Here is a 26,309-nt window from a genome sequence, read left to right as displayed (position 1 = left end):
GTGAACCCGGTCCCGTCTCGGCCGCGACGCTGCTCGGCTCGTTCCACGCGTCGTGGCTGACGCTCGTGCTGCTCGCCGCCGTGGGGCTCTATCTGGCCGGCGTGGTGAAGCTGCGCCGGCGCGGCGACGACTGGCCCGTCGCGCGCACGGTGTTGTTCCTGGTCCCCGGCCTGGGCTCGATCGCCGCGGTCACCATGAGCGGGATCGAGCAGTACGACACGACGCTGCTGTCGGTGCACATGATCCAGCACATGATCCTGTCCATGATCGCGCCGATCTTCCTGGCCCTGGGCGCGCCGATGACGCTCGCGCTGCGCACGCTGCCCGCCGGCGGGCGCAAGGCGCTGCTGGCCGTCACGCACTCGCGCCCGGTGCGGATCCTGGCGTTCCCCCTGGTGGCGTTCGGCTTCTTCGTGGTGACGCCGTTCGTGCTCTATTTCACTGGCATCTACGGCCTGACCATGCGCCACGAGTGGATCCACGAGCTCACCCACGCGCACTTCATCGCGGTCGGCTGCCTGTTCTTCTGGCCGCTGGTCGGCCTCGACCCGCTGCCCGGGCGGTGGCCCTACCCGGCCCGCGCGCTGCTGATGTTCCTGTCCACGCCGTTCCACACGGTGCTCGGGCTGACCATCATGCAGAGCAAGACGCTGCTCGGCGGGGACTGGTATCCGTCGCTGCACCTGAGCTGGGCCGACCCCGCCGCCGACCAGGTCGTCGCGGGCGGGATCCTGTGGGCCGGCGGCGAGTTCGTCTCGGTGACGATGCTGGCGGTGCTGGTGGTGCAGTGGATGCGCCAGTCGGACCGGGAGGCCCGGCGGCTGGACCGCCGGCTGGACCGCGAGGAGCGGCTGCGGCGCGAGGAGGCGGAGTGGGCTGCCCGCACCGGAATCCTCATAACGCCCGACGGCGGCGAAACGCCGATCCGGCAGGACGGTACGATCCCGGAGGCAGACGCCACACGAGGAGCAGCACGCACATGAGCGAGCACATTGTCCTGCTGTACAGCGACGACGCCGAGGTCCGCGACCGCATGCGGCTGGCCATCGGCACCCGCCCGGCGACCGACCTGACGGTGAAGTTCGTCGACGCCTCGACCTATGCCGAGGTCGTCAAGCTCGTCGACGACACCGACGTCGACCTGCTGGTCCTCGACGGCGAGGCCACCCCCGGCGGCGGCCTGGGCATCGCCCGGCAGCTCAAGGACGAGATCCCCGACGCGCCGCCGGTCGTGCTCGCCATCGCCCGCGCCGCGGACCGCTGGCTGGCCTCCTACGCCCGCGTCGAGGGCACGGTCATGTATCCGCTCGACCCCGTCACCACCGGCGAGACCGTCTCCGCCCTGCTCCGCGCATACCCCGCCATTCGCCGGTGAACCTGCCCTAACTACGGTCCGAGCCGGTGACCATCCGCAGTAAGTAGGACCCCTCTGGAGGCCACCATGGGCGACCGCACCTGGCCGGCGCTGCTCACCGCCCTGCTGCGCGGGGAGGACCTGTCCACCGAGGACACGGGCTGGGCAATGCGCGAGATCTTCTCCGGATCGGCCACGCCCGCGCAGACGGCCGCGTTCGTCATCGCGCTGCGCGCCAAGGGCGAGACGCCGGCCGAGGTCGCCGGGTGCGCCGAGACGATGCTGGCCCTCGCGACCCGCGTCCCGATCTCCGACGAGCTGCGCGACGCCGCCGTCGACATCGTCGGCACCGGCGGCGACCGCGCCAACACCGTGAACATCTCGACCATGGCCGCGGTCGTCACGGCGGCCGCGGGCATCCCCGTGGTCAAGCACGGCAACCGGGCCGCGTCCTCCTCCACCGGCGCCGCCGACCTGCTCGAGCGGTTCGGGGTCACCATCGACCTGGGCCCCGAGGACGTCGCCCGCAGCGTGGCCGAGGTGGGCATCGCCTTCTGCTTCGCCGCGCGCTTCCACGCGGGCATGCGCCACGCCGGCGGCCCGCGCCGCGAGATGGGCGTGCCCACGGTGTTCAACTTCCTCGGCCCGCTGACCAACCCGGCCCAGCCCACCGCGGCCACCATCGGCTGCTTCGACTCGCGCATGGCGCCGGTCGTGGCCGCCGTGATGGCCGGCCGGGGCTACTCGGTGCTGGTGGTGCGCGGCGAGGACGGCCTGGACGAGTTCACCACCACCGCGCCGACCCGGGTGTGGGCGGCGACCGGCAACACGGTCACCGAGCTCGTCGTCGACAGCGCCGACCTTGGCCTGGCCCGCTCGGCGCCGGGCGACCTGCGCGGCGGCGACCCGGAGCACAACGCCGACGTCGCGCGGCGGATGTTCGCCGGCGAGGGCGGGCCGGTGCGCGACGCGGTGCTGCTCAACGCGGCCGCCGCGATCGCCGCGCGGGAAGGGCTGGTCCTGCAGGACCTGCACGGGCAGCTCAAGGCCGGCATCGAGCGCGCCGCCGCGGCCGTGGACTCGGGCGCCGCGACGGCCCTGATCGAGCGCTGGGCGGCGTTCAAGCCCGCGTGACGCGGCGCGAAGCAACTGTTCTTCGGCAAACCGCCGCATAACCGGCGGCGGCGAGCGGCGTTGGTCCAGGCATGGCCGAACTGCCGCGCAACAACCCCAAGAAGGCGCTGATCTCCGCCGTCGTGGCCGGCGCGCTGACGCTCGGCTTCGCCGGCATGATGGCGAAGTCGTGCGGCGCGCCGGTGAATCCGCGGACGGAGCCCGCCAACGAGGCGCTGGAGATGGTCGACTCGCTCGCGTCCCGGCTCGTGCTCGGCCTCGACGCGGACGCGACGCTGCAGTACGCCACCCCGTCCGGCGCGATCGTGACCGTGTCGCAGTCGGCGCCGCGCCGGGCGTACCGCAGCGCGGGCGTGACCTACATCTCGACGCCGGACGGCACCCTCCTGTGCGTCACCGGCCCGGCCCCGTCGCCCACCAAGGGCCCCAAGACGGCCGAACCGGCAAAGCCGCCCCAGCCGCCCGTGACGTGCCAGGAGGGCCCGGGGGCAGACACGATGTCCCCCACCGAGGCCAAGGCCATCAGCGTGGCGTTCGGGGGCGAATTCATGGCCCCTGAGGCGGCCGTGGGCCGGCTCGCGACCATCGCGCAGGGGCAGGGGGTGCGCGCCGGGGTCTCCAAGCGCGGCGAAGCGCAGTGCGTGTCGGTCACCGCGACCGGGATCCGCACCGAGATCGCGTGCGTCAACCCCGCCGGACTGCTCGCCTACTTCCAGGGCACCTCGGACGCGGGCAGTACGACGGAGCTGATCCTGCAGAACACCACCTCGAGCGTGAGCGACGAGGCCTTCCTGCCGCCGCGGACCACAACGGCCTCGCCGTCGCCGAAGGTCACCGCCAGGAAGTGACAGCCAAAACGTGACCCGACACGCGGGCCCAGGTCCGCGGCGGCCTGGCGCGGCGATGGCACGGTGACGGCATGGAGCTGCACTGCGACACCTGCGCCCGGGTGCGGACCTTCGAGCCACCGGTCCGCGCCGACGACCTCCGGGCGAGCTGCCCCGAACGGGCCTGCACGGCCTGCGGCGCGACGATCGTGATCGCTCCGGTGATCCTGCTCATGGACCGGCGCCCGCGGGTGCTGCTGCGCCGGGCCGCCTGAAGCTTCGGCGCCGCCCGTCCGGGCATGAAAAAGGGGCCCCCTCGAGGGGCCCCTTTTCAGCAGTACGCGCTCAGTGCTCGGCGCCGCGCCGGCTGCCGGTGTAGTACTCGAACATCAGCCCGCTCGTCGTGATCAGCACCGAGATCAGGCCGGCCGCGAGCAGCCACCACTGGCCGAATGCGAGGCCCAGGCTCGCGATCAGCGCCGAGAACGCCAGGCCGACCGGCCAGTAGCTGCCGGGGCTGAAGAAGCCCAGGTCACCCGCGCCCTCGGCGATCTCCGCGTCGCTGCGGTCCTCCGGGCGCGGCTCGATGCGCCGCGCGATGATCCACAGCGCGCCGCCGATCATCGTCAGCAGCAGGCCGGCCAGGATCAGCGCCACGACGCCGATCCACTCGATGCCCTGGTGCCCGGACTGCTCCGGCACCGCCACGCTGGTCCACCAGCCATACAGCCCGGCCATGGCGAACAGGAACAACGCCAGCACGAAGAAGAGACGGTTCTCTGCCTTCATCGCCGTTCGCCTCTCAGCTCGAGGACCGCTTGGTGCGGTCGGTGTCGAACGGGTGGGTCTTCGTCGCGTAGCCCTGGTTCGGGAAGCCCAGCGCGGCGAGCGCCTCGGGGGTGCTCTTGCCCGCCTTACGCAGCGAGAGGTACTCGGAATACTGCTCCGGCGTCGTGACCCGCAGCTCGAAGTTCATCATCGAGTGATACGTGCCGCACAACTCGGCGCAGCGGCCCACGTAGGCGCCTTCGGCGTTGTCCTTGAGCTTGATCTGGAACTTGTTCTCCACGCCCGGGATGACGTCCCGCTTGAACAGGATGTCCGGCACCCAGAACGAGTGGATGACGTCCCTCGAGACCTCGTTGAACTGGACCGTCTTGCCCGCGGGCAGCACCAGGACCGGGATGTAGTCGTCCGCGCCGACGGTGCTGATCGCCGCGCCGTCGGGGCCCTTGGTGTCCGTGTAGACGAACTGCCAGTTCCACTTGGAGGCGATCACCTCGACGGTGACGTCCGGGTTCTTCGAGAGCCGATCGACGTCGGTCTGGATGATCGCGGTGTAGAAGAACAGCACGGCGATGACGATGAACGGCGCCACCGTGTAGAGGATCTCGAACGGCATGTTGTAGCGCGTCTGCGGCGGCAGCTCCTCGCCCCGCTTCCGGTAGCGCACCACGCACCAGAAGATCAGGCCCCAGACGAAGACACCGACGGCGAGCGCCGCGACGACCGACCCGATCCACAGGTTGTACATCCGGTCGCCCTGCTCGGTGATGGCCTTCGGCCAGCCGAAACCGTTGAACGCGTCCCCGACGGAGCAACCGGCGAGCAGGGTCGTCACCCCGACGGCCGAGACGGCGAGCCCGATGGCGCGCGCGGGGCTCAAACCTCTTGAGACCACCTGCTCCTGCCTCCTTAGCAGCGCCGGGAACCACCCTGGGGTAGCTTCGCACGGCAAGCCTCACCAACGCTGGCGAGCGTACTCGACCATGCACGGTCCGCCCGGCTTGGGGTCGCCGTGTCCAGGTCGCGATAACGTTGCGGGGGTGGGCGTCTACCTCGATTCGGCCACCGCCGTTCCCCCGCATCCCGTTGCGCGGCAAGCGTTTCTGGCCGCCGCCGATGACGGCTGGGCCGACCCGGGCCGGCTCTACACGCCCTCGCGGCGGGCCCGGCAACTGCTCGACGCGGCCCGCGAGTCGGCCGCCGGCGTGCTCGGGGTGCGCCCCGACGAGCTGCACTTCACCGCCGGCGGGACCGACGCGGTCCGGCGCGCCGTGGCCGGCGTGCGCCGCTCCCGTGACCGCCGGGTCGTGGTGCACACCGCGGTCGAGCACTCCGCGGTCATCAAGGCCGCCGGGGACGACGCCGTGTCCGTGCCGGTGTCGCGCACCGGCGTCGTGGACCTGGCCGCGCTGGAATCCGCGCTGGATTCGCCGGAAGTGGCCCTGGCCGCGGTACAAAGCGCGAATCATGAGGTCGGGACGGTGCAGCCGGTCGCCGCGGCGGCCGAGCTGTGCGCCGCGGCCGGGGTGCCGCTGCTGGTCGACGCCGCCCAGTCGGTCGGCCGCGCGCCGCTGCCCGCGGGCTGGTCACTGCTGGCCGGCAGCGCCCGCAAGTGGGGCGGCCCGGCCGGCGTCGGCCTGCTCGCGGTCCGCAAGGGCACCCGATGGGAGTCGCCCTGGGACGAAGGCGCCACGGACGTGCCCGCGGTGGTCGCCGCCGCGGCGTCGCTGCGGGCCGTCGCCGAGGAGGCCCGTTCCGAGTCGGTACGTCAGCGAGCCCTCGTCGACGAGATCCGCCGCACGGTGGCCGCGACCGTGCCCGACGTGGAGGTCGTCGGCGAGCCGGACGAGCGACTGCCACACATCGTGACGTTCTCGTGCCTCTACGTCGATGGAGAGGTGCTGCTGCACGCCCTCGACCGCGCCGGGTTCGCGGTCTCCTCCGGCTCGGCGTGCACGTCGGACACCCTGCAGCCGTCGCACGTACTGTCCGCGATGGGCGTGCTCACCCACGGCAACGTGCGCGTCTCACTCCACGGTGGGGTCACCGCCGACGATGTCCGCCGCTTCCTCGCCGTGCTCCCGGGCCTGGTCGCCGACATCAGGGCGGAGGCGGGACTGTGAGCGGCCCGGAGCGAAGCGGAGGTTTCGGCGTGAGCGGTCCGGAGCGAAGCGGAGGTTTCGGCGTGAGCGGTCCGGAGCGCAGCGGAGGGGCCGCTCACCATGGGCGCAGGTTCAGCTCACGCCGCAGCCGGAGCGAAGCGGAGGTTTCGGCGTGAGCGGTCCGGAGCGCAGCGGAGGGGCCGCTCACCATGGGCGCAGGTTCAGCTCACGCCGCAGCCGGAGCGAAGCGGAGGTTTCGGCGTGAGCCTGGTCATCGACGCGCTGGGGAAGCGCTGCCCGCTGCCGGTGATCATGCTGGCCAAGCTCGCCGCGGGTCAGGAGCCCGGCACGGAGATCGCGGTGCTGGCCGACGACCCCGCCGCGGCCGTCGACATCCCCGCGTGGTGCCGGATGCGCGGCCACACCTTCGTGGCCACCGAGGGCGACCGCCACACCGTGCGCCTCTAGGGACTACGCCGCGGGGGACCCGGCGCCGCGCAGGCGGCGGATCAGCAGGTACGCCTCGCAGCCCAGGCACAGGCCGAAGAACCCGTTGAGGAACGCCGCGACCAGCGCGAACGCGGCGGAGACAACGCCCAGGACGGTTGCGCCGGACAGGTACCCGGCGACCGCGATTAGCGCGAAGACCAGGCCGACCGCCTGCGCGAAGCGAACCGGGGCGGGGTCCTCGCGCTCCAGCGGCGGGGCCAGGCGCGGGGCGACGAGGTAGCGGTAGAGCAGCCCGTACGGGGTGCGGCGCGGGTCGAAGGCGCCGATGGCGAATATCACAGCCTGGGCCAGGGCGAGCCAGCCGCTGCCGGTCAGCAACACAACGACGAAGACGACCGTGGTCAGCACGGCCGCGAAGCGGGGGCCGCGCGGGTCGAGGCCCACCGGGCCGGCAGCCGCGCCGGTACCACTGCTGGCCCTGCTCATGCCGTTACCTTCAATTCGCTCCGGACGACTCATGAGGCGAGCACCTCCGTGACGGTCCGCCGAAGGGCGGCACGATCGGGCACGCCGACGGTCCGGCGGGCCACCCGGCCGCGGCGGTCGACGACGAGCAGGGTGGGCAGGCGCCAGATCTCGAGCCGCCGGACGGCGTCGAGGTGCTCCTCGGCGTCGACCTCGACATGCCGGACGCCGTCGAGGTCGCCGACCACGTCGGCGCAGACCGCGCGGACCTGCCGGCAGGGCGCGCAGGTGGCCGAGGAGAAGTGCAGCAGGATGACCGAGTCGCCGGCGCCCCGGCCATCGCCGACGGGTGGCAGGAGGCCGGGCGGCAGATCGCCCCCGGACGCGCGAAGGCGACCGTAGCGGGCCCGATACACCAGGCCGGCCACGGTCGCCGCGGCGAGCACCGCCAGGACCACGTACGTCACGGCGGCAACGATACTCCCGAACCCTATTTACCCGATAGGGATAGCGAAAGCCACGTGGGTCATGCTGTGCCGATGGTGACCGGCCCCTCCGCTTCGCTCCGGACCGGCCACTAGGGCAGGTGGGCGCGGATCTCGTCGGCGGCGGTGTCGCCGTAGGTGTCCGCGACGCGCTTGGCGAACTCGTCGCGCTCGATGGTGTACTCCTGCGGGCCGACGGTCTCCAGGACCAGCGCCGCGACCATCGAGCCGACCTGGGCGGCGCGCTCCAGGCTCACGCCCCACGACAGCGCGGAGAAGAAGCCGGAGCGGAAGCCGTCGCCGACGCCGGTCGGGTCGACCGTCTGCACGCCGCGGATCGCCGGCACCCGGATCTCCTCGTCGAGGGCTCGGCCGCGGATGACCACGCCGTCCTTGCCCAGCGTGGTGACCAGGATGCCGACCTTGTCCAGCAGCAGCTCGGTGGTCAGGCCGGTCTTCGACTCGAGCAGCTCCTTCTCGTACTCGTTGGTGAGCAGGTAGGCCGCGTCGTCGACGAGCTTGCGGATCTCGTCGCCGGACATGCGGGCCAGCTGCTGGGAGCTGTCCGCGGCGAACGGGATGCCCAGCTCGCGGCACTCCTCGGTGTGGCGGACCATGGCGATTGGGTCGTTCGCGCCGATCAGCACCAGGTCGAGGCCGTCGAGGCGGTGCCGGACCGGCGAGATCTCGATGTTGCGCGCCTCGGCCATGGCGCCCGCGTAGAACGACGCGATCTGGTTCATGTCGTCATCGGTGGTGCACACGAACCGGGCCGTGTGCGCGATCTCGCTGACGTAGATGGACTCGCAGTCGACCCCGTGGCGGATCAGCCAGCTGCGGTAGTCCTCGAAGTCGGCGCCGACGGCCCCGACCAGGATCGGGCGCAGGCCGAGCAGGCCCATGCCGAAAGCGACATTGGCGGCGATCCCGCCACGCCGGACCGTGAGGTCGTCGACGAGGAACGACAGCGAGACCTTGTGCAACTGGTCGGCCAGGAGCTGCTCGGCGAAGCGGCCCGGGAAGTGCATCAGATGGTCGGTCGCGATCGAGCCGGTGACGGCGATCTTCATGGAGAACCTCGATGGGGGTCGGGCGGGTGGCTACGGGAAAGAGCCCCGACAGACTACCTCCGGCACACCGACCGGCCGCCCATGTTCACCTACGGGTGGCCGGTCGGGAAACGCACCGGCCCCCTCGCGGCCTGGCGGCGCGAGGGGGTCCGGGATGAGCGATCAGGCGATCAGTGGAACGAGTCGCCGCAGGCACAGGAGCCCTGGGCGTTCGGGTTGTCGATGGTGAAGCCCTGGGCGTCGATGCGGTCGGCGAAGTCGATCGTCGCGCCGGTCAGGTAGGGCACGCTCATGCGGTCGACGACGACCTCGAAGCCGTCATACGTGCTGACCTTGTCCCCGTCGAGCGCGCGCTCGTCGAAGAAGAGCTGGTAACGAAGGCCCGAGCAGCCGCCGGGTTGCACCGCGACACGCAGCCGCAGGTCATCCCGGCCTTCCTGCTCGAGCAGTGCCTTCACCTTGAGAGCGGCATCCGCGGTGAGGCCGATGCCGGCCGGGTTGTCCGTCTGAACGGGCTCGGCAAGCTGCGAAGCGGTCACGATCAAAGCTCCCTGCGGTGATGTCTACGGTTCCTCCGGGTGCCAACACCGCGGCGTCCGGTGGCATTCCCTCTCATAGTGACACGGTTTCCGCTAGTGGCTCCACTGCCGGGCGAGGCGTTGTCCGAGTTCACGCAGGCCGTCGGCGGGCCTGGCCAGCGCCGTGGCGACGCTGCCGAAGTGCTCGACCAGCGAGTGGGCCTCGGTGACGCCGATCGCGGCGGCCTCCCGGCGGCCGGCGTCGACCCGCCCGGCGACCACCACGCAGGGCAGGCCGAGGTCGCGTGCGGCGTTCGCCACACCCGCCACGACCTTCCCGCGCAGCGACTGCTCGTCGAAGGAGCCCTCGCCGGTGACGACCAGACCGGCCCGGTCGAGCTCCTCGTCGAACCGGGTGAGCCGCAGTACCAGGCCGATGCCCGACTCGACGCGCCCGCCGAGGGCCAGGACGGCGGCGCCGAGCCCGCCGGCCGCGCCCGCGCCAGGCAGGGCGGCCAGGCCGGTCGGCGCCCCCGGGAGCGTTTCCAGCACCTGCACGAACCGGGTCAGCGCGGCGTCGAGCAGAAAGACGTCCTCCCTGGTCGCTCCCTTCTGCGGGCCGAAGACGGCACTGGCGCCGTGCAGGCCGAGCAGCGGGCTGTCCACGTCGGTGGCCGCGACCAGGGTGGCCCCGCGCAGCCGCGGCACGCCGCCGAGGGAGGCGCAGGCGGACAGGGCCGCTCCCCCATACGGCAGGGCGTAGCCCGCGCCGTCCAGCGGCGCGCCGCCGAGCGCGGCGAGCAGCCCGGCGCCGCCGTCGTTCGTGGCGCTGCCGCCGAGGCCGACGACGACCCGCCGGGCCCCGGCCTCGATCGCGGCGAGGACCAGCGGGCCGAGACCGAAGGTCGTGGTGTGCTTCGGATCACGTTCTTGCGGTGCGAGCAGGTGCAGGCCACATGCCTCGGCGCACTCGATGTAGGCGGTCTCGCCGTCGAGCAGCACGTGCCCCTCGACGGGCCGGCCCAGCGGGTCGGTGGTCGGCACTGTGTGGCGCTTGGCGTCGGGCAGGGCCGCGGCCAGCACCTCGCCGAAGCCGGTGCCGCCGTCGGACAGGGGCCGCAGGACCAGCTCGTCGGCCGGCCGCTCGGCGTGCCAGCCGTCGGCGAATGCCTCGGCCGCGGCGACCGCGGGGATCGTTCCGGCGAACTTGTCCGGGCACACGAGCACGCGCATCCAGCCATTGTGCATCTCACGTTTCGCGGGGTGACACCGCGTGGGACGATCGAACGGTGACCTGGGCTGAACCGTCGTCAACCGCCACCGCACTGCTGCTGCTGGGCCGCGGCACCGACCCCGACACCGAGAAGGGCGTCGAGTGCCCGGGCGACCTGCCCGCCCCGAGCGACCCGGGCCTGGTCGAGCGCGCACGCGCCGCCAAGGCCGCCCTCGGTGACCGCGTCTTCGTGCTGGGCCACCACTACCAGCGCGACGAGGTGATCCAGTTCGCCGACGTGACCGGCGACTCCTTCAAGCTCGCCCGCGAGGCCGCCGCCCGGCCCGACGCCGAGTACATCGTCTTCTGCGGCGTGCACTTCATGGCCGAGAGCGCCGACATCCTCACCACCGACGCGCAGCGGGTCGTGCTGCCCGACCTCGCCGCCGGCTGCTCGATGGCCGACATGGCGGTGCTCTCGCAGGTCGAGAAGGCCTGGGACCGCTTCGTCGAGCTGGGCCTCGTGGGCACGGCCGAATCCGTCGTGCCGGTGACATACATGAACTCCTCCGCCGACATCAAGGGCTTCGTCGGGCGCAACAACGGCGTCGTGTGCACCTCGTCCAACGCCGAGACCGCGCTGCGCTGGTCCTTCGAGCAGGGCACCAAGGTCTTCTTCCTGCCCGACCAGCACCTCGGGCGCAACACCGCGGTGCTGAAGCTGGGCCTGGAACTGTCCGACTGCGTCCTCTACGATCCGCACAAGCCCGGCGGCGGCCTCACCGACGAGCAACTGCGCGGCGCGAAGATGATCCTCTGGCGCGGCCACTGCTCGGTGCACGGGCGCTTCACGCTCGACGCCGTCGAGGACGTCCGCGCCCGGGTGCCGGGGGTCAACGTGCTGGTCCACCCGGAGTGCCGGCACGACGTGGTCACCTCCGCCGACCACGTGGGCTCCACGGAGTACATCATCCGCATAATCGACAACGCCCCGGCCGGATCCGCCTGGGCGGTCGGCACGGAGCTCAACCTGGTCCGGCGCCTGGCTCTCGCCCACCCGGACAAGCAGATCATGTTCCTGGAGCGCAACGTCTGCTACTGCTCGACGATGAACCGCATCGACCTGCCGCACCTCGTGTGGGCGCTCGAGGAGCTCGTCGCCGGGCGGGTGCCGAACCAGATCACGGTCGACCCGGAGACGGCGCACTATGCGCGCGTCGCGCTCGACCGGATGCTCGCCCTGCCGTAAACAAGATCGAAATCCGTCCCGTAGCGCATAGGGGACGATCACCCTCTGTGGTGAACCGTGTCAGAGTCCTGTCTTCGTGCCAAGCCTGACGTGCGGGCGACTTTTGCATGCAGTAGATGTGGATATGCTGCGCGGGCGACGCGGCGCGTCTTTCGCGCCTCGGTCACGCTCTGTCAGCGTATTGCTTCTTTTGTTCCTGCCTGCGGGAGGGGTTCCGTGACCAACTACGACGCCGGTGACGTCCTCACCGTGCACGGCGGCACGCCGCTCAACGGCGAGCTCCGTGTGCGCGGTGCCAAGAACCTCGTCTCCAAGGCGATGGTCGCCGCGCTGCTCGGTGAGACTCCGAGCCGGCTGTACGACGTCCCCGCGATCCGCGACGTCGAGGTGGTCACCGGCCTGCTCGAGCTGCACGGCGTGAAGGTCACGCGGGGCCGGCTCGACGGAGAGCTCGTCTTCGACCCATCCAATGTCGAATCGGCCAACGTCGACGAGATCAACGTCCACGCCGGCTCGAGCCGCATCCCGATCCTGTTCTGCGGCCCGCTGCTGCACCGGCTGGGCCACGCGTTCATCCCGGACCTGGGCGGCTGCAACATCGGTGGCCGGCCGATCGACTTCCACATCCAGTCGCTGCGCGAGTTCGGCGCGGTGGTCCACAAGTCCGAGAAGGGCATGGACATCACCGCGCCCGACGGGCTCAAGGGCGCCAAGCTGGAGCTGCCGTATCCGTCGGTGGGTGCGACCGAGCAGATCCTGCTCACCGCGGTGCGGGCCGAGGGCGTCACCGAGCTGCGCAACGCCGCCGTCGAGCCGGAGATCATCGACCTCATCTGCGTGCTGCAGAAGATGGGCGCGATCATCAAGGTCCACACCGACCGCGTCATCGAGATCCAGGGCGTTCCCCGCCTGACCGGCTACAGCCACCGGCCGATCCCGGACCGCATCGAGGCCGCGAGCTGGGGCGCGGCCGCGCTGGCCACCCACGGCGACGTGTTCGTCCGCGGCGCCCGGCAGGCCGACATGATGACCTTCCTCAACCTGTTCACGTCGGTCGGCGGCGCCTTCGAGATCGACGACGCCCCGGGCGAGGGCGGCATCCGCTTCTGGCACCCGGGCGGCGAGCTCAAGGCCGTGGCCATGGAGACCGACGTCCACCCGGGCTTCATGACCGACTGGCAGCAGCCGATGGTCGTCGCGCTCACCCAGGCCCGCGGGCTGTCGATCGTGCACGAGACGGTGTACGAGCGGCGGCTGGGCTACACCGTGGCGCTCAACCAGATGGGCGCGACCATCCAGACCTACCGCGAGTGCCTCGGTGGCACCCCGTGCCGCTTCGGCCGGCGCAACTTCATGCACTCCGCGGTGATCGCCGGCCCGTCGAAGCTGCACGCGGCCGACCTGGTCATCCCCGACCTGCGGGCCGGGTTCAGCCACCTGATCGCGGCGCTCGCGGCGGAGGGCACCTCCAGGGTGTACGGCGTGAAGCTCATCCAGCGCGGCTACGAGGACTTCGAGGCCAAGCTCAACGCACTTGGCGCGCACATCGAGCTGGGTTAGCCCGAGCCGGCCCGAGCGGCCCCACGACCTGGCAGAGTTGAGAGAATTCGGCTGAGAGGTGGCCGACGCTGCTGATCCGGCGCAGCGTCGGCTACCCTTCGTGGCGTGCCGTCGCTGTTTCGCCGTAAGTCAGAAGAGCCCACCGCCTCGGTCGCCGTCTCCGAGCCCGAGTCGGAGCTGACGCCGAAGGGCCAAACCCAGAGCAAGCGCGACCTCGGCGTGAAGACCCCGAAGCGGGTCGTAGCGGGACGCCGGGTCGCCGAGCCGCCCGCGGCCAACCGCCGGGAGGCCGCCAAGCGCCTGCGCGAGAAACAGCGCCAGGAGCGCATCGAGGCCCGCGAGGGCATGGCCAACGGCGACGAGCGCTTCCTGCTGGCCCGCGACCGGGGCCCGGTCCGCAGGCTGGTCCGTGACATCGTCGACTCGCGCCGCACGATCGGCACCTGGTTCTTCGGCACCACCTTCCTGGTCATGATCGTCGGATTCAACCGCACGCTCAACCCGAGCATCTACCTGGCCGCTAATGCATTGTTCTTCGTCATGCTCCTGGCGACGGTCGTCGACGGGTTCATGATCTCGCGGACCGTGAAGAAACTGGTCAAGCAGCGATTCCCGGACGCCAAGGATCGGATGGGCTCGCTGTACCTCTACGCGGTCATGCGCTCGATCTCGTTCCGCTTCATCCGAAACCCGAAGCCGCAGGTCAAGGCCGGTCAGGCCATCTGATCCATTCCGCCTCCGCGCGACGGGTCCGCCGGGCCCCGGACACGTTTCGGCGGCGGCGGTGGCGGTGAAGGGCGCCAAGCCGTAATCTCCCTTCGCGACCGGACCACGATTTTCACCGGGTAGGCGCGTGGCGGGCGCCGGTGCATGAGGGTGCCCGAGTGCGGCGAGGAGAGCGAAGCTGTGAGCGACGAGTACCCGGGAGAAGAGCCGGGAACCGCCGCGCCCCCCTGGGCGGCCGTGCCTACCGTGTCGTGGGGACGGGTACCGGAACAGCGACGCGACGACGCCGAGCGGCACGGATATCCGCGCCCGGACCAGCGCGACCACGGCGACCGCGGCCGGGGCGACCACTGGGGCCAGGGTGACCACCGCGGCCGAAGCGACCAGCGCGGGCCGGGTGACCAGCGAGGCTACAGCGACCAACGGGGCCATGGCGACCAACGGGGCTACAGCGACCAACGGGGCTATGGCGACCAGCGCGGATACGCCGATCCGCGCGACCCCCGGGGTTACCGCGATCCACGCGACCGCGCCGATCCGGGCGACCCTCGCGGCTACGGCGACCCTCGCGGGCCCGAGCACGGCGGACACGGGCGGCCGCCGCAGGGCAACGCCTATGGGCGCCCGCGCAGCCGCGCGCTCGACGAGCCGACCGACGAGGTCCCGCGGGTGCGCCGCGGCTCGCCCGGTCACCCTCGCAACTCGCAGGCCGGCGCCCCGGACCGCTCGTCCGGCCGAGCCACCGTCGGCGGCAGCGGCGTCTACGGCGCACCCCGCAACGCACCGGTCAGCTCCGCGCCCGTGAGCAGCGCTCCAGTCAGCAGCGCACCAGTCAGCAGCGCACCGGTGAGCAGTGCTCCGGTGAGTAGCGCGCCCGTCAGCAGCGGCGTCTACGGCGCACCCCGCAACGCGCCCGTCAGCGGCGCGCCGGTCAGTAGTGCCCCGGTGAGTAGCGCGCCCGTCAGCAGCGGCCCCATGGGTGATCATGGCAACGCCCCGGTGAGCGGTGCTCCCGTCAGCTCCGCGCCCGTCAGCTCGGTGCCCGTGAGCCCCGCGCCTGCCGTGGCACCGCCATCCGGCATCCGCGTCGAGTTCGTCGAGGTCGCCGAGGCGCCCCCACCACCGCCCCCGCCCGCCGTGGCGTCGGGCACCGCGATGGGGTCCTACCGGTCGGCGGCGCTGACCGGGGCCGGCGTCGACGGGCTGCAGGCGACCGGGTACCTGCCGATCGTGCGGCCGGGAGCCGATGGGTTCCCGCCGGAGCTCGCCGCCATCGCGCCCACCTCGCCGCCGGGACCCCGGGCCGAGCCCGCCCATGCGCCGGGGCCCGACCCCGAGCAGGTGCTGGCGTCGTACGTGTGGCGCTTCGACCCCGACACGCTGCGCGAGCAGATCGAGGGCGACGAGGTCACCGAGCTCACCGAGATCCGCGACCAGCTGACCGCCAAGCTCACCGGCGTTGAGGACAACCCGACCCGGGCCCGGCTGCTGAGCCTGCGGGCGGTTGTGTCACGCATCCTCGGCGATCTGCCGAAGGCGTTCGCCGACGGCAAGCTCGCCCTGGCCCACGCCGAGGCGACCGGCGAGCTGCGGCGCGTCGCGATCGCCCAGGCACGGCTCGCGCACGTGCTGCAGTGGCGGGAGGAGTTCGACGAGGCCGACCGGCTCTTCACGCTGGCCAACTCCTCCGAGCTGCCGGACCGGCTGCGGGCCACCATGCACCAGCACGCGGGCAAGTGCGCGTACGACCAGGGCCGCTACATGGAGGCGTGCAACCACTTCGAGCGGGCGCTGGACCTGCGCAAGGAGCAGGACCCGGAGCTCATCGCGCAGACCGAGCTGGCGCTCGACGCGGTGTTCCGGCGGGTCGCCGAGAAGGGGTGGGGGCCCTACCCCCGCACCCGCGAGGAGATCCTGCAGATCCGCAAGCCCCCCGCCCCCGCGTTCGACGAGCAGACCCAGCGCTGGGGCTACATCGAGTCCGACGGCAACTTCGTCATAGGGCCCGGGTACCTCGACGTCCAGCCGTTCCGCGACGGCGTCGCCTGGGTTCACCGGCAGGGCGCGCAGAACTGGGAGCTCATCGACGACACCGGGCGGGTGCTCATCGAGCCGTCCGCCGGGTATGTCGGCGTGGGCAGCTTCTCCGACGGCGTCGCCTGGGTCTCGCGCGACGGCACCACCCGCTGGATCGCGATCGACAAGAACAACACCGTGCTCATCTCGACCGGCTACGACGACGTCCGGCCGTTCCGCCGGGGCGTCGCCGCGGTGCGCCGAGGGCCGCACTGGGGAGCGGTCGACGGGGTCGGCCGGGTCGTGGTGCAGTTCCAGTACGACGGCTTCGCCACCGCGCTGCTGGACGGGCGCTACATCGACGGGTTCAGCGACGAGGGCCTCGCCGTCGTGTCGCTGGACGGGCGCAAGGGCGTCGTGGACCGCTCCGGGCGGGTGCTGGTGCCGCCGGTGCACCACACGATCATGATCCACCCGGTGGCGTTCCTGATCGTCGACGACGCGCAGCGCTGGGGCGCGCTCGACCGGCGCGGGCGGACGATCATCCAGACGACGTTCTCCAGCCGCATCGGCGTCACCGACGAGATCGACCGGCTGCTCGCCGACACCCGCCCGGTGATGTGACCAGCCTTAGCCCGGCATAGGGTCACGGTATGGAGTTTCGTCACCTCGGCCATTCCGGCTTGCTCGTCAGTGAGATCTCATATGGCAACTGGATCACCCATGGCTCGCAGGTCGAGGCGGATCAGGCCACCGCTTGTGTGCACGCCGCCCTCGACCTCGGTATCACCACCTTCGACACCGCCGACGTCTACGCGAACACGCGGGCCGAGGTGGTGCTCGGCGACGCGCTGAAGGGCCAGAACCGCGACGGACTGGAGATCTTCACGAAGGTCTACTGGCGTTCCGGTCCAGGGCGCAACGACAGCGGGCTGTCGCGCAAGCACATCATGAAGTCGATCGACGGCTCGCTGCGCCGCCTGCAGACCGACCACGTCGACCTGTACCAGGCGCACCGATACGACCACCACACGCCGCTCGAGGAGACCATGCAGGCGTTCGCCGACGTGGTACGGGCCGGCAAGGCGCACTACATCGGCGTGTCGGAGTGGCGGGCCGAGGAGATCCGGGCCGCGGCGGCGCTGGCGAAGGAGCTCAAGATCCAGCTGGTGTCCAACCAGCCGCAGTACTCGGCGCTCTACCGGGTCATCGAGGCCGAGGTTGTCCCGGCCTCCGAGGAGCTCGGCATCGGCCAGATCGTGTGGTCGCCGCTGGCCCAGGGCGTGCTCACCGGCAAGTACAAGCCGGGCCAGCCGCCGCCGTCGGGCTCCCGGGCGACGGACGAGAAGTCGGGGGCCGGCTTCATCGCCCGGCTGCTGCAGGACGACGTGCTGGCGGCGGTACAACAGCTGCGTCCGCTGGCCGATCAGGCCGGCCTCACGATGGCGCAGCTCGGCGTGGCCTGGGTGCTGCAGAACCCCAACGTCTCGTCGGCGATCGTCGGCGCCTCCCGGCCCGAGCAGCTCGAGGACAACGTCAAGGCGTCCGGGGTGAAGCTCGACGCGGAGCTGATGAAGCGCATCGACGAGGTGCTCGATCCGGTCGTCCAGCGGGACCCCGCGCTCACGCAGAGCCCCGCCGAGCGCCCGTAAGGCCGGGTCAGAACGACCAGAACTTGAACAGGTCGTAGCCCGCGGCGACCTGGTAGGACGGCAGTCCTATCAGGTCGCCGATCCAGAACACGACGCTGAAGAACCAGGCGTTGATCTTCGGCGACCACAGCAGCGCGATGAGGATCAGCATGCCGTAGGGCGCCATGTGGCTGAAGCCGCGCTGCCACTGCGGCGAGAGCCAGGGGTAGAGCAGGTTGCCGCCGTCGACGCCGGGCATCGGCACGAAGTTGAGCACGCTGGCGGTGATCTGCAGGAAGGCCAGGAACGCCAGCCCGGCCCAGAACGCGGGGTTGCCGGCGCCGTCGAGGCCCATCGAGAAGGGCAACACCAGAACGATCGCCAGCACGAGGTTGGTCGCCGGCCCGGCGAAGCTGATCAGGCTGTCGACCAGCCGGCTGCGGATCGCGCCGTGGTTGACCCAGACCGCGCCGCCCGGCAGGCCGATGCCGCCGATGAGGACGAAGACCAGCGGAAGCACGATCGACAGCAGCGGATGGGTGTACTTGAGCGGGTCGAGCGTCAGGTAGCCGCGGTGCGCGACGTCGTCGTCGCCGCCCTTGAAGGCGACCAGCGCGTGCGAATACTCGTGCAGGCACAGCGAGATGGTCCAGCCCGCGGCCACGAACAGAAACACGTTGATCTTGCTGTTGCCGAATCCGGTCCACGCCATCCAGCCGCTGACGACGAGCAGCGCGACCAGCCCGAGGAACAGTGCGCTGGGACGGAACGCCTCCTTGGGCAGCCGGCCGACCCGGCTGCCGTATCGGCCGTAGGACACCTCAGCCCCCAGCCGGCAACAGGCTCATCTTGTACTCCGTGCGGTCGTCCTCGGTGAGGATCGCCGTCGCCGCGCCCTTGGCCACCAGCTCCCGCCAGGTCTGGCCGAGCCACGACTCCGCGTCGGACTGGCTGGAAAACGCCTCGTTCGGGCCATCGACGGGCCTGCTCTCAGCGTCTTCGAACTGCCACGTCCACGCCATGGTCACACTCCTGTCCACGGTTGAAGACTTCGAGCGTATCGGCCCCGTGGCCCTGAGCCGACTCCGGCCATGGGTGTCCCTCTAAAGTACGGGGCATGCGGTTGCTGGTGCTCGGAGGAATCCGGTCCGGAAAGTCGGAAGTGGCGGAGGCGCTCGTCGCCGGAGCCGCCGTGGTGCGATACGTCGCGACCGCACGGTCGAGCACCTCGGACGACGGCTGGGCGGCACGGGTCGCCGCGCATCGCGCGCGCAGGCCGGACGGCTGGCTGACCGAGGAGGTGGGCGACTCGCCCGACCGCCTCGCGGAGCTGCTGACCGGCGCCAAGCCCGAGGAGACGATCCTCGTCGACGATCTCGGCGGCTGGCTCAGCGCGGTGTACGACACCGCTGGGGACTGGTCGGACCCCGCGGCGGCCGACAGGCAGATCGGGGCGCTCGCCGACGCCGTGCGCTCGTGCGCGGCCGGGCTCCTGGTGCTCGTGGGACCCGAGGTGGGCCTGGGCGTGCTGCCGGCGACCGAGGCGGGCCGCACGTTCGCCGACGCCTCCGGGCTGCTCAACCAGCGGGTCGCGGCCGCCTGCGACGGCGTGGCCCTGGTCGTCGCGGGCGAGGTGACCTGGCTGCGCGGCGGCGAGCTGGTCGGCCACGCCGGCGTGCGCGACACGGCCCCCGCCGCGGCCGCCGCCCGGACCGCCGCCCCCGTCCCCGTCGAGCCGTTCGTGTTCGAGGCGGCCGGCGCCGGCTCGGTGCTGTCCACCGCGGACAGCGGCGAGACGCTGTCCTTCTCCCCGGGCATGGAGCTGCCGCTGCCGGACGAGTCGACGGCCCAGGAGGCCGTCGAGCGGCTGCTGACCCTGCGGCTCAACGGCGCCGGCCTGGGCGGCCTGATCCCGGTCGTGCGCTTCGCCGGCGGGGTGCAGGGCCGGCCCGACCCCCGCCCGTTCCAGCAGCCGCGCGTGCTGGTCCTGCGCGGCGACCGCTCCGGCGGGTTCGCCGCGGGCGACTCGGCGCAGGTCGCCGACCGCCGCCTCGACGAGGTCGTCGAGGGCACGGCCACCATCGCCATGCTCGCCGCGACCGCCGGTGCGAGTGTCCAGGCCATCGACTGCCCCGACGCCGGCTCGGCCGAGCTGCACGACGCGCTCGACGACGCGGGCGTGGACGCCGCGCTGACCCTGGGCTGGCGGCTCGCCGACGCGGCCGCCAACGAGGGCGTCGACATGCTGGTGCTGGCCTCCTGCGGGGCCGGCTCCGACGCCGCGGCGGCCGCGGTCGTGGCGGTGCTCACCGGCGCCGAGCCGGCCGCCCTGCTCGGCCGGGTCGTGGACGCGTCCGGCTTCGTCGACGACGCCGCCTGGATTCGCAGGGTGGGCGCGATCCGCGACGCGCGGCACCGCATCCGCAACCGCACCCGCGAGCCCCACGTCATGCTCTCGATGCTCGGCGGCGGCGACATCGCCGTGGCGACCGGCATCGTGCTCGGCGCCGCGTCCCGCCGCCTGCCGGTCATGATCGACGGCCCGGTCGCGATCGCGGCCGCGATCGTGGCGCGGGACTACGGCGCCCAGACCCGGCACTGGCTGCTCATGCCCGACGATGGCGACAATCCGACGGTCAGGCTCGCCGCGGACGTGCTCGGCGCCACCCCGTTCCTGCAGCTGCGCCTCGGCCTCGGCGAGGGCGCCACGGCGCTCACCGCGCTGCCGCTGGTCAACACGGCGCTCACCATCGCCGCCGCGACCCCGCCGCGCGAGGCGTCCCCGGCCGCGGCCGAGGACGGGCTGAGCGAGCAGGAGCGCATCGAGTCGGAGATCCAGCGCGTCGTGGCGGACTCGCCGACCGCCGAGATGCCGTACGTGAAGCCGCCGTGGGAGGACTGAGGCTCGCCCTGAGCCTGTTCACCGTCGCGCCGGTCCGTGCGGACCGGATGGATCGGCCGACGGTACGCCTGGCGATGCTCCTCGCGCCGCTGGCCGGTGCCCTGCTGGGCCTTGCGGTGGCGGCCGTGGCCGGGGCCCTGGCGGCCGCCGGCGCCGCCCCGCCGCTGGCCGGCGCGATCCTGGTCGCGCTGGCCCTGCTGCTGACCCGCGGCCTGCACGTGGACGGCCTGGCCGACACGGCCGACGGCCTTGGCTCGTACGCCACGGCGGACAAGGCCCTGGAAATCATGAAAAAGTCGGATATCGGGCCGTTCGGCGTGGCCGCGATCGCCGCGGTACTGCTGGTCGACGCCGCCGCCGCGGCCAGCCTGCTGTCGGCGCCGGCCCCGACCGCCCTGGCGACGGTGGCCGCGGCCTTCGCCGCGGGGCGCCTGGGCGCGACGGTGGCCTGCCGCAGGGGTCTGCCGGCGGCCCGCCCCGAGGGCCTGGGCACCCTGGTCGCGCAGACGGTGCCCGTCCCCCTGCTGGCCGCGGTCGTGGCGGTCACGGCGGCCGCGGCGGCCCTGACGGACGTCTGGCGCGGCCCCCTGGCGGTCGCGGCGGCGGTGGCGGTGTCGTGGGCGCTGACGGCACACGCGCGGCGCCGCCTCGGCGGTATGACGGGCGACGTGATCGGGGCCGCGATCGAACTGTCGACGGCGGCGGCCCTGGTGGTCCTGGCGACGCGCTGAGCGCCCGGCGGGGGCGGCGGGGCGGAACCGGGACGGGGCGGCTCAGCGGACCGACGACCTCACGAACGGCGGCTTCACCACGCGGACCGCCGAGCGGCGGCCGCGCACGTCCAGGGCCACCTCGTCGCCCTCGCCGACGCCCGACGCGGTGTCGATCAGGGCCAGGCCGATGCCCACCTTGCGGGTCGGCGAGAAGGTACCGCTCGTCACCTCGCCGATCGGGGCGTCGCCCGACAGCACCGTCATGTGGGCGCGCGGAATGCCCCGGTCCAGCGCCTCGATGCCCCACAGGACCCGGCGCGGGCCCGCGGCCTTCTCCGCCAGCAGCGCCTCGCGGCCCCAGAAGGCCGGCTTGTTCCAGCCCACGGCCCAGCCCGAGCGCGCCTGGACCGGCGTGATGTCGAGCGAGAGGTCCTGGCCGTGCAGCGGATAGCCCATCTCGGTGCGCAGGGTGTCCCGGGCCGCCAGGCCGCACGGGCGGGCGCCCGCCGCCACGATGGCGTCCCACAGGGTGTGCGCGTCGTGGGACGGCACGACGATCTCGTACCCGTGCTCGCCGGTGTACCCCGTCCGGCATACCACGACATCGGTGCCGTTGTAGGCCGATACGGTGAAGCTCATGTAGTCGTGGTCGGTGGGCAGGCCCAGGGCGGACAGCAGGTCCGCGGAGCGGGGGCCCTGCACCGCCAGGACCGCGAACAGCTCGTGCTGGTCGACCACGCTGAGGCCGTTGGGCGCCTCAGCGCCGAGCCGCCGGACGACTTCGGCGGTGTTGGCGGCGTTGGGGATGAGGAAGATGTCGTCGTCGCCGAACCGGTACGCGATGAGGTCGTCCACCACGCCCCCGTTCTCGGCCAGGCACAGGGTGTACTGGGCCTGGCCCGCGGTGATGCGGTCGAGGTCGTTGCTGAGGCAGGCGTTGACGAACGCGGCCGCGCCGCGACCACGTATCCTGGCCTTGCCCAGGTGCGACACGTCGAACACGCCGACGTCCTCGCGGACGGCCGCGTGTTCCTTGAGCACGCCACCACCGGCGTATTCGAGGGGCATCTCCCAGCCGCCGAACGCCGCGAACTTGGCACCGAGCGCCGCATGACGGTGATACAACGCGGGGTGCCGCAAGGGTTGCGTCATGCCCGCAACCTATCGCGTTGGTTATCGTGTCCTGCACCCGATTGGGCGGCATGCTGAAGCTGCGGAGAAGCCGCAGTGGATCCGCCGCACGAAGTATCAGCGATGTGGAGCACCAGTGACCTCCCTGACCCTGGTCGACACCGACCCAGCCGAGCTCGCCGCCGACGCCGTCGTCATCGGCGTCTACGCGACCGAGAGCGGCGACACGAAGCTGCCGATCGCCCCGGGCGCCGAAAGCATCGCGGCGGCGTTCAGCGACCGACCGGGCGGCGGGCTCGCCGAGACCCTGCGGGTGCTCGGGGCGACCGGCGCGCTCGGTGAGGTGACCAAGCTCGCCGCGTTCGGCGCGGTCGCGGCCCCGCTCGTGGTCGCCGTCGGCCTCGGCGCGCCGGTGGGCGGCGACGCCGGCCGGGCGCCCGCGACCGAGTCGCTGCGCCGCGCGGCCGGGGCCGCGGCCCGCGCGCTGGCCGGGTCGGCTTCGGTCGCGATCGTGCTGCCGCTGTCCGACCCGGACAAGCCGGGCGACGACGCGCTGAGCGCCGGGGTGCGCGCGGTCGCCGAGGGGGCGCTGCTGGGCTCCTACCGCTTCCTGGGATACAAGACGAAGCCCTCCGCCACCCGCCGTGACCCGGTGCGCAAGGTGTTGGTGCACGTGCCCGACGCGGGCGCGAAGGTCGCGAAGGTCGCCCTGAAGCGCTCCGGCGTGCTGGGCGGCGTGGTCGCCCGGACCCGCGACTGGATCAACGCCGCCCCCAACGAGCTGCGGCCGCCGCAGTTCGCCGAGCAGGCCGCGGCCGCCGCGGCCGAGGCGTCGCTGGAAGTGTCGGTACTCGACGAGAAGGCCCTGGCCAAGCAGGGGTTCGGCGGCATCCTGGCCGTCGGCCTGGGCTCGGCGGCCGCCCCGCGCCTGGTGCGCATCGCGTACGAGCCGGCCGGCGCCACCCGGCGGATCGCGCTCGTCGGCAAGGGCATCACGTTCGACACCGGCGGCGTGTCGATCAAGCCGAGCGCGGGCATGTGGGAGATGAAGTCCGACATGTCCGGCGCCGCCGCCGTGGTCGCCACCATGCTCGCGGTCGCGCAGCTCAAGCCGAAGGTCGCCGTGGTCGCCTACGCGCCGATGGCCGAGAACATGGTGTCCGGCAGCGCGTACCGGCCGGGCGACGTGGTGCGGATGTACAACGGCGCGCAGGTCGAGGTGCTCAACACCGACGCCGAGGGCCGGATGATCCTCGGCGACGCCATCGCCCGGGCCTGCGAGGACGAGCCGGACTACCTGTTCGAGGTGTCCACGCTCACCGGCGGGCAGGTCATCGCCCTCGGCAAGCGCATCGCCGGCGTCATGGGCACGCCGGAGCTGTGCGAACGGGTCCGCGACGCCGGCGAGCGCAGCGGCGAGCCCGCGTGGCCGATGCCGCTGCCCGAGGACGTGCGCAAGGGCATGGACTCCGAAGTGGCGGACATCTCACAGGTGAACGCGGGCATGGACCGGGCCGGGCACATGCTGCAGGGCGGCGTGTTCCTGTCGGAGTTCGTCACCGAGGGCGTGCAGTGGGCCCACATCGACATCGCGGGCCCCAGCTACCACTCCGGCGAGCCGTTCGGCTACTGGTCCAAGGGCGGCACGGGCGTGCCGGTCCGCACGCTCGTGGAGCTGATCGAGGAGATCGCCGCCGAGTAGAGCGGAAGAGATCAGCTCTTCTTGTTCCGCGCGTTGTAGTCGCGCCAGCGCTGCGGATAGCCGACCAGCGCGATGTCGTAGACGGGCATGCTCAGGCGGTGCGCGAACTGGCGCGCCGCCTGAGGGCTCTCCATCCGCCGCCGGGTCCACTCCCCGTCGTGCGCGATGAGCAGCAGTGTCGTCTCCGTCACGGTCGTGCGCGGTTCGATGAATCCCTCCACGCCGCGCCGCGAGCGCACGAACTCCTCCAGATACACCAAATCCTCACGGCTCGCGGTGCGTCCACCAGCTGCCGGCCTGCGTCGGCGGAACCACGCCACGATCCGCTCCCTCCCATCGAGTCCGAGCACAGGGTACGACGCCCCCGCGCGCGGAAAGACCCGCTACAGGGCACCTACCGTCGCAGGCGAGCAGCGCAAGTGACAAGATGGCCAAGGATCGTCATGCGAAGGGCGAACCCCGCATTCGCACCGCCACGAGCCGGCAGGCCCGTGCATCACCTGGGAGAATTCGTGAGCGACCCACACGCCAACTCCTTCGACCTCCTGATCCTGGGCGGCGGCAGCGGCGGCTACGCGGCCGCGTTCCGCGCCGCGCAGCTGGGCCTGTCCGTCGCGCTGGTGGAGAAGGACAAGATCGGCGGCACGTGCCTGCACCGCGGCTGCATCCCGACCAAGGCGCTGCTGCACGCGGGCGAGGTGGCCGACGCGGCCCGCGACGCCGACCAGTTCGGCATCCAGGCGTCGTTCAACGGCGTCGACATGAAGGCCGTCAACGCCTACAAGGACGGCGTGATCACCAAGCTCTACAAGGGCCTGCAGGGCCTGGCCAAGGCGCGCAAGGTGCGGCTGATCGAGGGCGAGGGGCGCCTGGTCGCGCCCGGCGCCGTCGAGGTCGCCGGCACGCGCTACACGGCGAAGAACGTCGTGCTGGCCACCGGCTCCTACTCCAAGACACTGCCCGGCCTGGCCGTGGACGGCGAGCGGGTCATCGCCAGCGAGCACGCGCTGGAGCTGGACCACGTGCCCGCGTCCGCGGTCATCCTCGGCGGCGGCGTGATCGGCTGCGAGTTCGCCAGCGCCTGGAAATCCTTCGGCGTCGACGTGACGATCGTCGAGGCGCTGCCGCGGCTGCTCGCGGTCGAGGACGAGGCCAGCTCGAAGGCGCTGGAGCGGGCGTTTCGCAAGCGGGGCATCAAGTTCAAGGTGGGCAAGCCCTTCGAGGGCGTCGAGCGCACCGACACCGGCGTGAAGGTGGCGATCCAGGGCGGCGAGACGATCGAGGCCGAGCTGCTGCTCGTGGCCGTCGGCCGCGGGCCGACCACCGCCGGCCTCGGCTACGAGGAGCAGGGCGTGCGGATGGAGCGCGGGTTCGTCCTCACCGACGAGCGGCTGCGCACCTCCGTGCCGGGCGTCTACGCGGTGGGCGACATCGTGCCCGGCGTACAGCTGGCGCACCGAGGCTTCCAGCAGGGCATCTTCGTCGCCGAGGAGATCGCCGGCCTGAGCCCGCAGGTCTTCGACGAGGCCGGCATCCCGCGCGTGACCTACTCCGAGCCGGAGGTCGCCTCGGTCGGGCTCAACGAGTCCCGGGCCCGCGAGCTGCACGGCGATGACAAGATCGAGACGTTGCAGTACGACCTCACCGGCAACGGCAAGAGCCAGATCCTCAAGACCGCGGGCTTCGTGAAGCTCATCCGGGTCAAGGACGGGCCTGTCGTCGGCGTCCACATGGTGGGCGCCCGGGTGAGCGAGCTCATCGGCGAGGCCCAGCTGATCTACAACTGGGAGGCGTTCCCTGGCGACGTCGCCCCGCTGGTGCACATGCATCCGACGCAGAACGAGGCTCTCGGCGAGGCGCACCTGGCGCTGGCCGGCAAGCCGTTGCACGTCCACTGAATCAACTGGCACCCGACCGTCACCACCGCAAAGTACGAGGAGTCGTTTCATATGCCGGTATCGGTCACCATGCCCCGGCTGGGCGAGAGCGTCACCGAGGGCACCGTCACCCGCTGGTTGAAGCAGGAGGGCGAACGCGTCGAGGCCGACGAGCCGCTGCTCGAGGTCTCCACCGACAAGGTCGACACGGAGATCCCGTCGCCGGCGGCCGGGGTGCTGACGCGCATCGTCGTGCAGGAGGACGAGACCGCCGAGGTCGGCGCGGAGCTGGCCGTCATCGGTGACGGCGCGGAGGGCGGGGCCGCGCCCGCCGCCGTGAGCGCGCCCGCGGCCGCCGAGCCCGAGGCGGTCGAGCCCGCCGAGGAGCCCGCGCCGGT

General features: G+C 72.1%; 28 protein-coding genes. 17 read left to right on the top strand and 11 right to left on the bottom strand.

The genetic code is table 11. The features are described 5' to 3' along the window. The first annotated feature begins 29 nt into the window (after window positions 1-29). The 5 genes from ABT297_RS21940 (at window position 30) to ABT297_RS21920 (ending at window position 3,590) form a co-directional block, all read left to right on the top strand. Window positions 30-983 carry a cytochrome c oxidase assembly protein gene (locus ABT297_RS21940; RefSeq protein WP_350552625.1) on the top strand — a complete coding sequence of 318 codons (954 nt, stop codon included), beginning with the start codon at window positions 30-32 and terminating at the stop codon, window positions 981-983. Next, window positions 980-1,375 carry a response regulator gene (locus ABT297_RS21935; protein WP_350552507.1) on the top strand — a complete coding sequence of 132 codons (396 nt, stop codon included), beginning with the start codon at window positions 980-982 and terminating at the stop codon, window positions 1,373-1,375. Before ABT297_RS21940 ends, ABT297_RS21935 begins: the two co-directional genes overlap by 4 nt. Before the next feature lie 66 nt (window positions 1,376-1,441). Then, window positions 1,442-2,488 carry an anthranilate phosphoribosyltransferase gene (gene trpD, locus ABT297_RS21930; RefSeq protein ID WP_350552504.1) on the top strand — a complete coding sequence of 349 codons (1,047 nt, stop codon included), beginning with the start codon at window positions 1,442-1,444 and terminating at the stop codon, window positions 2,486-2,488. Between the two features lie 71 nt (window positions 2,489-2,559). Continuing rightward, window positions 2,560-3,336 carry a hypothetical protein gene (locus ABT297_RS21925; protein WP_350552502.1) on the top strand — a complete coding sequence of 259 codons (777 nt, stop codon included), beginning with the start codon at window positions 2,560-2,562 and terminating at the stop codon, window positions 3,334-3,336. Window positions 3,337-3,407: 71 nt separating this feature from the next. Next, window positions 3,408-3,590: a hypothetical protein gene (locus ABT297_RS21920; protein ID WP_350552499.1), complete on the top strand. Its 183-nt coding sequence runs from the start codon at window positions 3,408-3,410 to the stop codon at window positions 3,588-3,590. A 70-nt stretch (window positions 3,591-3,660) separates the two neighbouring features. On the opposite strand, the gene ABT297_RS21915 is transcribed toward ABT297_RS21920, so the two are convergent. Continuing rightward, window positions 3,661-4,104, bottom strand: coding sequence for a cytochrome c oxidase subunit 4 (locus ABT297_RS21915; protein ID WP_350552497.1), 444 nt, complete (start codon window positions 4,102-4,104; stop codon window positions 3,661-3,663). A gap of 13 nt (window positions 4,105-4,117) precedes the next feature. Beyond that, window positions 4,118-4,996: an aa3-type cytochrome oxidase subunit II gene (gene ctaC / locus ABT297_RS21910; RefSeq protein WP_502885622.1), complete on the bottom strand. Its 879-nt coding sequence runs from the start codon at window positions 4,994-4,996 to the stop codon at window positions 4,118-4,120. A 145-nt stretch (window positions 4,997-5,141) separates the two neighbouring features. Here ctaC and ABT297_RS21905 point away from each other — a divergent pair, with 145 nt between their 5' ends. Together ABT297_RS21905 and ABT297_RS21900 are read left to right on the top strand one after the other, a co-directional pair. Further along, window positions 5,142-6,224, top strand: a complete 1,083-nt coding sequence (locus ABT297_RS21905) for a cysteine desulfurase family protein (protein WP_502885621.1) — start codon at window positions 5,142-5,144, stop codon at window positions 6,222-6,224. A 240-nt stretch (window positions 6,225-6,464) separates the two neighbouring features. Then, the gene (locus tag ABT297_RS21900; protein WP_350552492.1) at window positions 6,465-6,671 is read left to right on the top strand and encodes a sulfurtransferase TusA family protein; all 207 of its coding nucleotides are present in this window, start codon (window positions 6,465-6,467) and stop codon (window positions 6,669-6,671) included. Between the two features lie 3 nt (window positions 6,672-6,674). Here ABT297_RS21900 and ABT297_RS21895 read toward each other — a convergent pair whose 3' ends face one another. From ABT297_RS21895 to ABT297_RS21875, 5 genes are all read right to left on the bottom strand, one after another. Then, window positions 6,675-7,139 carry a DUF4395 domain-containing protein gene (locus ABT297_RS21895; protein WP_350552489.1) on the bottom strand — a complete coding sequence of 155 codons (465 nt, stop codon included), beginning with the start codon at window positions 7,137-7,139 and terminating at the stop codon, window positions 6,675-6,677. A gap of 29 nt (window positions 7,140-7,168) precedes the next feature. Continuing rightward, window positions 7,169-7,585 carry a thioredoxin family protein gene (locus tag ABT297_RS21890; RefSeq protein ID WP_350552487.1) on the bottom strand — a complete coding sequence of 139 codons (417 nt, stop codon included), beginning with the start codon at window positions 7,583-7,585 and terminating at the stop codon, window positions 7,169-7,171. 110 nt (window positions 7,586-7,695) lie between these two features. Next, window positions 7,696-8,673: a carbohydrate kinase family protein gene (locus ABT297_RS21885; RefSeq protein WP_350552484.1), complete on the bottom strand. Its 978-nt coding sequence runs from the start codon at window positions 8,671-8,673 to the stop codon at window positions 7,696-7,698. A 170-nt stretch (window positions 8,674-8,843) separates the two neighbouring features. Then, window positions 8,844-9,212 (bottom strand): HesB/IscA family protein, encoded by a 369-nt coding sequence (locus ABT297_RS21880; protein WP_350552481.1) that lies wholly within the window; start codon window positions 9,210-9,212, stop codon window positions 8,844-8,846. A 93-nt stretch (window positions 9,213-9,305) separates the two neighbouring features. After that, a complete protein-coding gene (locus ABT297_RS21875) occupies window positions 9,306-10,424 on the bottom strand; it encodes a glycerate kinase family protein (RefSeq protein ID WP_350552478.1) in 1,119 nt (372 codons plus the stop codon). Window positions 10,425-10,480: 56 nt separating this feature from the next. On the opposite strand from ABT297_RS21875, the gene nadA reads away from it, so the two are divergent. From nadA to ABT297_RS21845, 5 genes are all read left to right on the top strand, one after another. Next, window positions 10,481-11,653: a quinolinate synthase NadA gene (nadA, locus tag ABT297_RS21870; RefSeq protein WP_350552475.1), complete on the top strand. Its 1,173-nt coding sequence runs from the start codon at window positions 10,481-10,483 to the stop codon at window positions 11,651-11,653. Window positions 11,654-11,869: 216 nt separating this feature from the next. After that, window positions 11,870-13,213: a UDP-N-acetylglucosamine 1-carboxyvinyltransferase gene (gene murA / locus ABT297_RS21865; protein ID WP_350552472.1), complete on the top strand. Its 1,344-nt coding sequence runs from the start codon at window positions 11,870-11,872 to the stop codon at window positions 13,211-13,213. Window positions 13,214-13,318: 105 nt separating this feature from the next. Next, window positions 13,319-13,939 carry a DUF3043 domain-containing protein gene (locus ABT297_RS21860; protein ID WP_350552469.1) on the top strand — a complete coding sequence of 207 codons (621 nt, stop codon included), beginning with the start codon at window positions 13,319-13,321 and terminating at the stop codon, window positions 13,937-13,939. A gap of 180 nt (window positions 13,940-14,119) precedes the next feature. Next, window positions 14,120-16,579, top strand: coding sequence for a WG repeat-containing protein (locus ABT297_RS21850; RefSeq protein WP_502885620.1), 2,460 nt, complete (start codon window positions 14,120-14,122; stop codon window positions 16,577-16,579). Between the two features lie 29 nt (window positions 16,580-16,608). After that, complete coding sequence (locus tag ABT297_RS21845; protein ID WP_350552466.1) at window positions 16,609-17,607, top strand: aldo/keto reductase family protein; 999 nt, start codon at window positions 16,609-16,611, stop codon at window positions 17,605-17,607. 7 nt (window positions 17,608-17,614) lie between these two features. Here the strand turns inward: ABT297_RS21845 and ABT297_RS21840 are convergent, their stop codons facing one another. Beyond that, on the bottom strand, window positions 17,615-18,406 hold the full coding sequence (locus tag ABT297_RS21840; RefSeq protein ID WP_350552463.1) for a site-2 protease family protein: 792 nt from the start codon (window positions 18,404-18,406) through the stop codon (window positions 17,615-17,617). Window position 18,407: 1 nt separating this feature from the next. Then, window positions 18,408-18,608, bottom strand: a complete 201-nt coding sequence (locus tag ABT297_RS21835) for a hypothetical protein (RefSeq protein ID WP_350552614.1) — start codon at window positions 18,606-18,608, stop codon at window positions 18,408-18,410. Between the two features lie 95 nt (window positions 18,609-18,703). Here ABT297_RS21835 and ABT297_RS21830 point away from each other — a divergent pair, with 95 nt between their 5' ends. Together ABT297_RS21830 and ABT297_RS21825 are read left to right on the top strand one after the other, a co-directional pair. Then, entirely contained in the window at window positions 18,704-20,488 is a 1,785-nt protein-coding gene (locus tag ABT297_RS21830; RefSeq protein WP_350552460.1) for a bifunctional adenosylcobinamide kinase/adenosylcobinamide-phosphate guanylyltransferase, read from the top strand. Between the two features lie 47 nt (window positions 20,489-20,535). Next, on the top strand, window positions 20,536-21,219 hold the full coding sequence (locus tag ABT297_RS21825) for an adenosylcobinamide-GDP ribazoletransferase (protein WP_502885624.1): 684 nt from the start codon (window positions 20,536-20,538) through the stop codon (window positions 21,217-21,219). Window positions 21,220-21,261: 42 nt separating this feature from the next. On the opposite strand, the gene gcvT is transcribed toward ABT297_RS21825, so the two are convergent. Then, window positions 21,262-22,353, bottom strand: coding sequence for a glycine cleavage system aminomethyltransferase GcvT (gcvT, locus tag ABT297_RS21820; protein WP_350552454.1), 1,092 nt, complete (start codon window positions 22,351-22,353; stop codon window positions 21,262-21,264). 115 nt (window positions 22,354-22,468) lie between these two features. Here gcvT and ABT297_RS21815 point away from each other — a divergent pair, with 115 nt between their 5' ends. Beyond that, the gene (locus ABT297_RS21815) at window positions 22,469-24,034 is read left to right on the top strand and encodes a leucyl aminopeptidase (protein ID WP_350552451.1); all 1,566 of its coding nucleotides are present in this window, start codon (window positions 22,469-22,471) and stop codon (window positions 24,032-24,034) included. A gap of 11 nt (window positions 24,035-24,045) precedes the next feature. On the opposite strand, the gene ABT297_RS21810 is transcribed toward ABT297_RS21815, so the two are convergent. Then, window positions 24,046-24,354, bottom strand: coding sequence for a hypothetical protein (locus tag ABT297_RS21810; RefSeq protein WP_502885619.1), 309 nt, complete (start codon window positions 24,352-24,354; stop codon window positions 24,046-24,048). Window positions 24,355-24,477: 123 nt separating this feature from the next. On the opposite strand from ABT297_RS21810, the gene lpdA reads away from it, so the two are divergent. Together lpdA and ABT297_RS21800 are read left to right on the top strand one after the other, a co-directional pair. Then, on the top strand, window positions 24,478-25,932 hold the full coding sequence (lpdA, locus tag ABT297_RS21805) for a dihydrolipoyl dehydrogenase (RefSeq protein WP_502885618.1): 1,455 nt from the start codon (window positions 24,478-24,480) through the stop codon (window positions 25,930-25,932). A 51-nt stretch (window positions 25,933-25,983) separates the two neighbouring features. Further along, on the top strand, window positions 25,984-26,309 hold a 326-nt coding region (locus ABT297_RS21800; protein WP_350552445.1), incomplete at its 3' end, for a biotin/lipoyl-containing protein.

Source organism: Dactylosporangium sp. NPDC000555 (assembly GCF_040300025.1).
GTDB lineage: Bacteria > Actinomycetota > Actinomycetes > Mycobacteriales > Micromonosporaceae > Dactylosporangium.
Note: the sequence above shows the minus strand (reverse complement) of the source record. Positions and strands in the feature narration are given on the sequence as shown.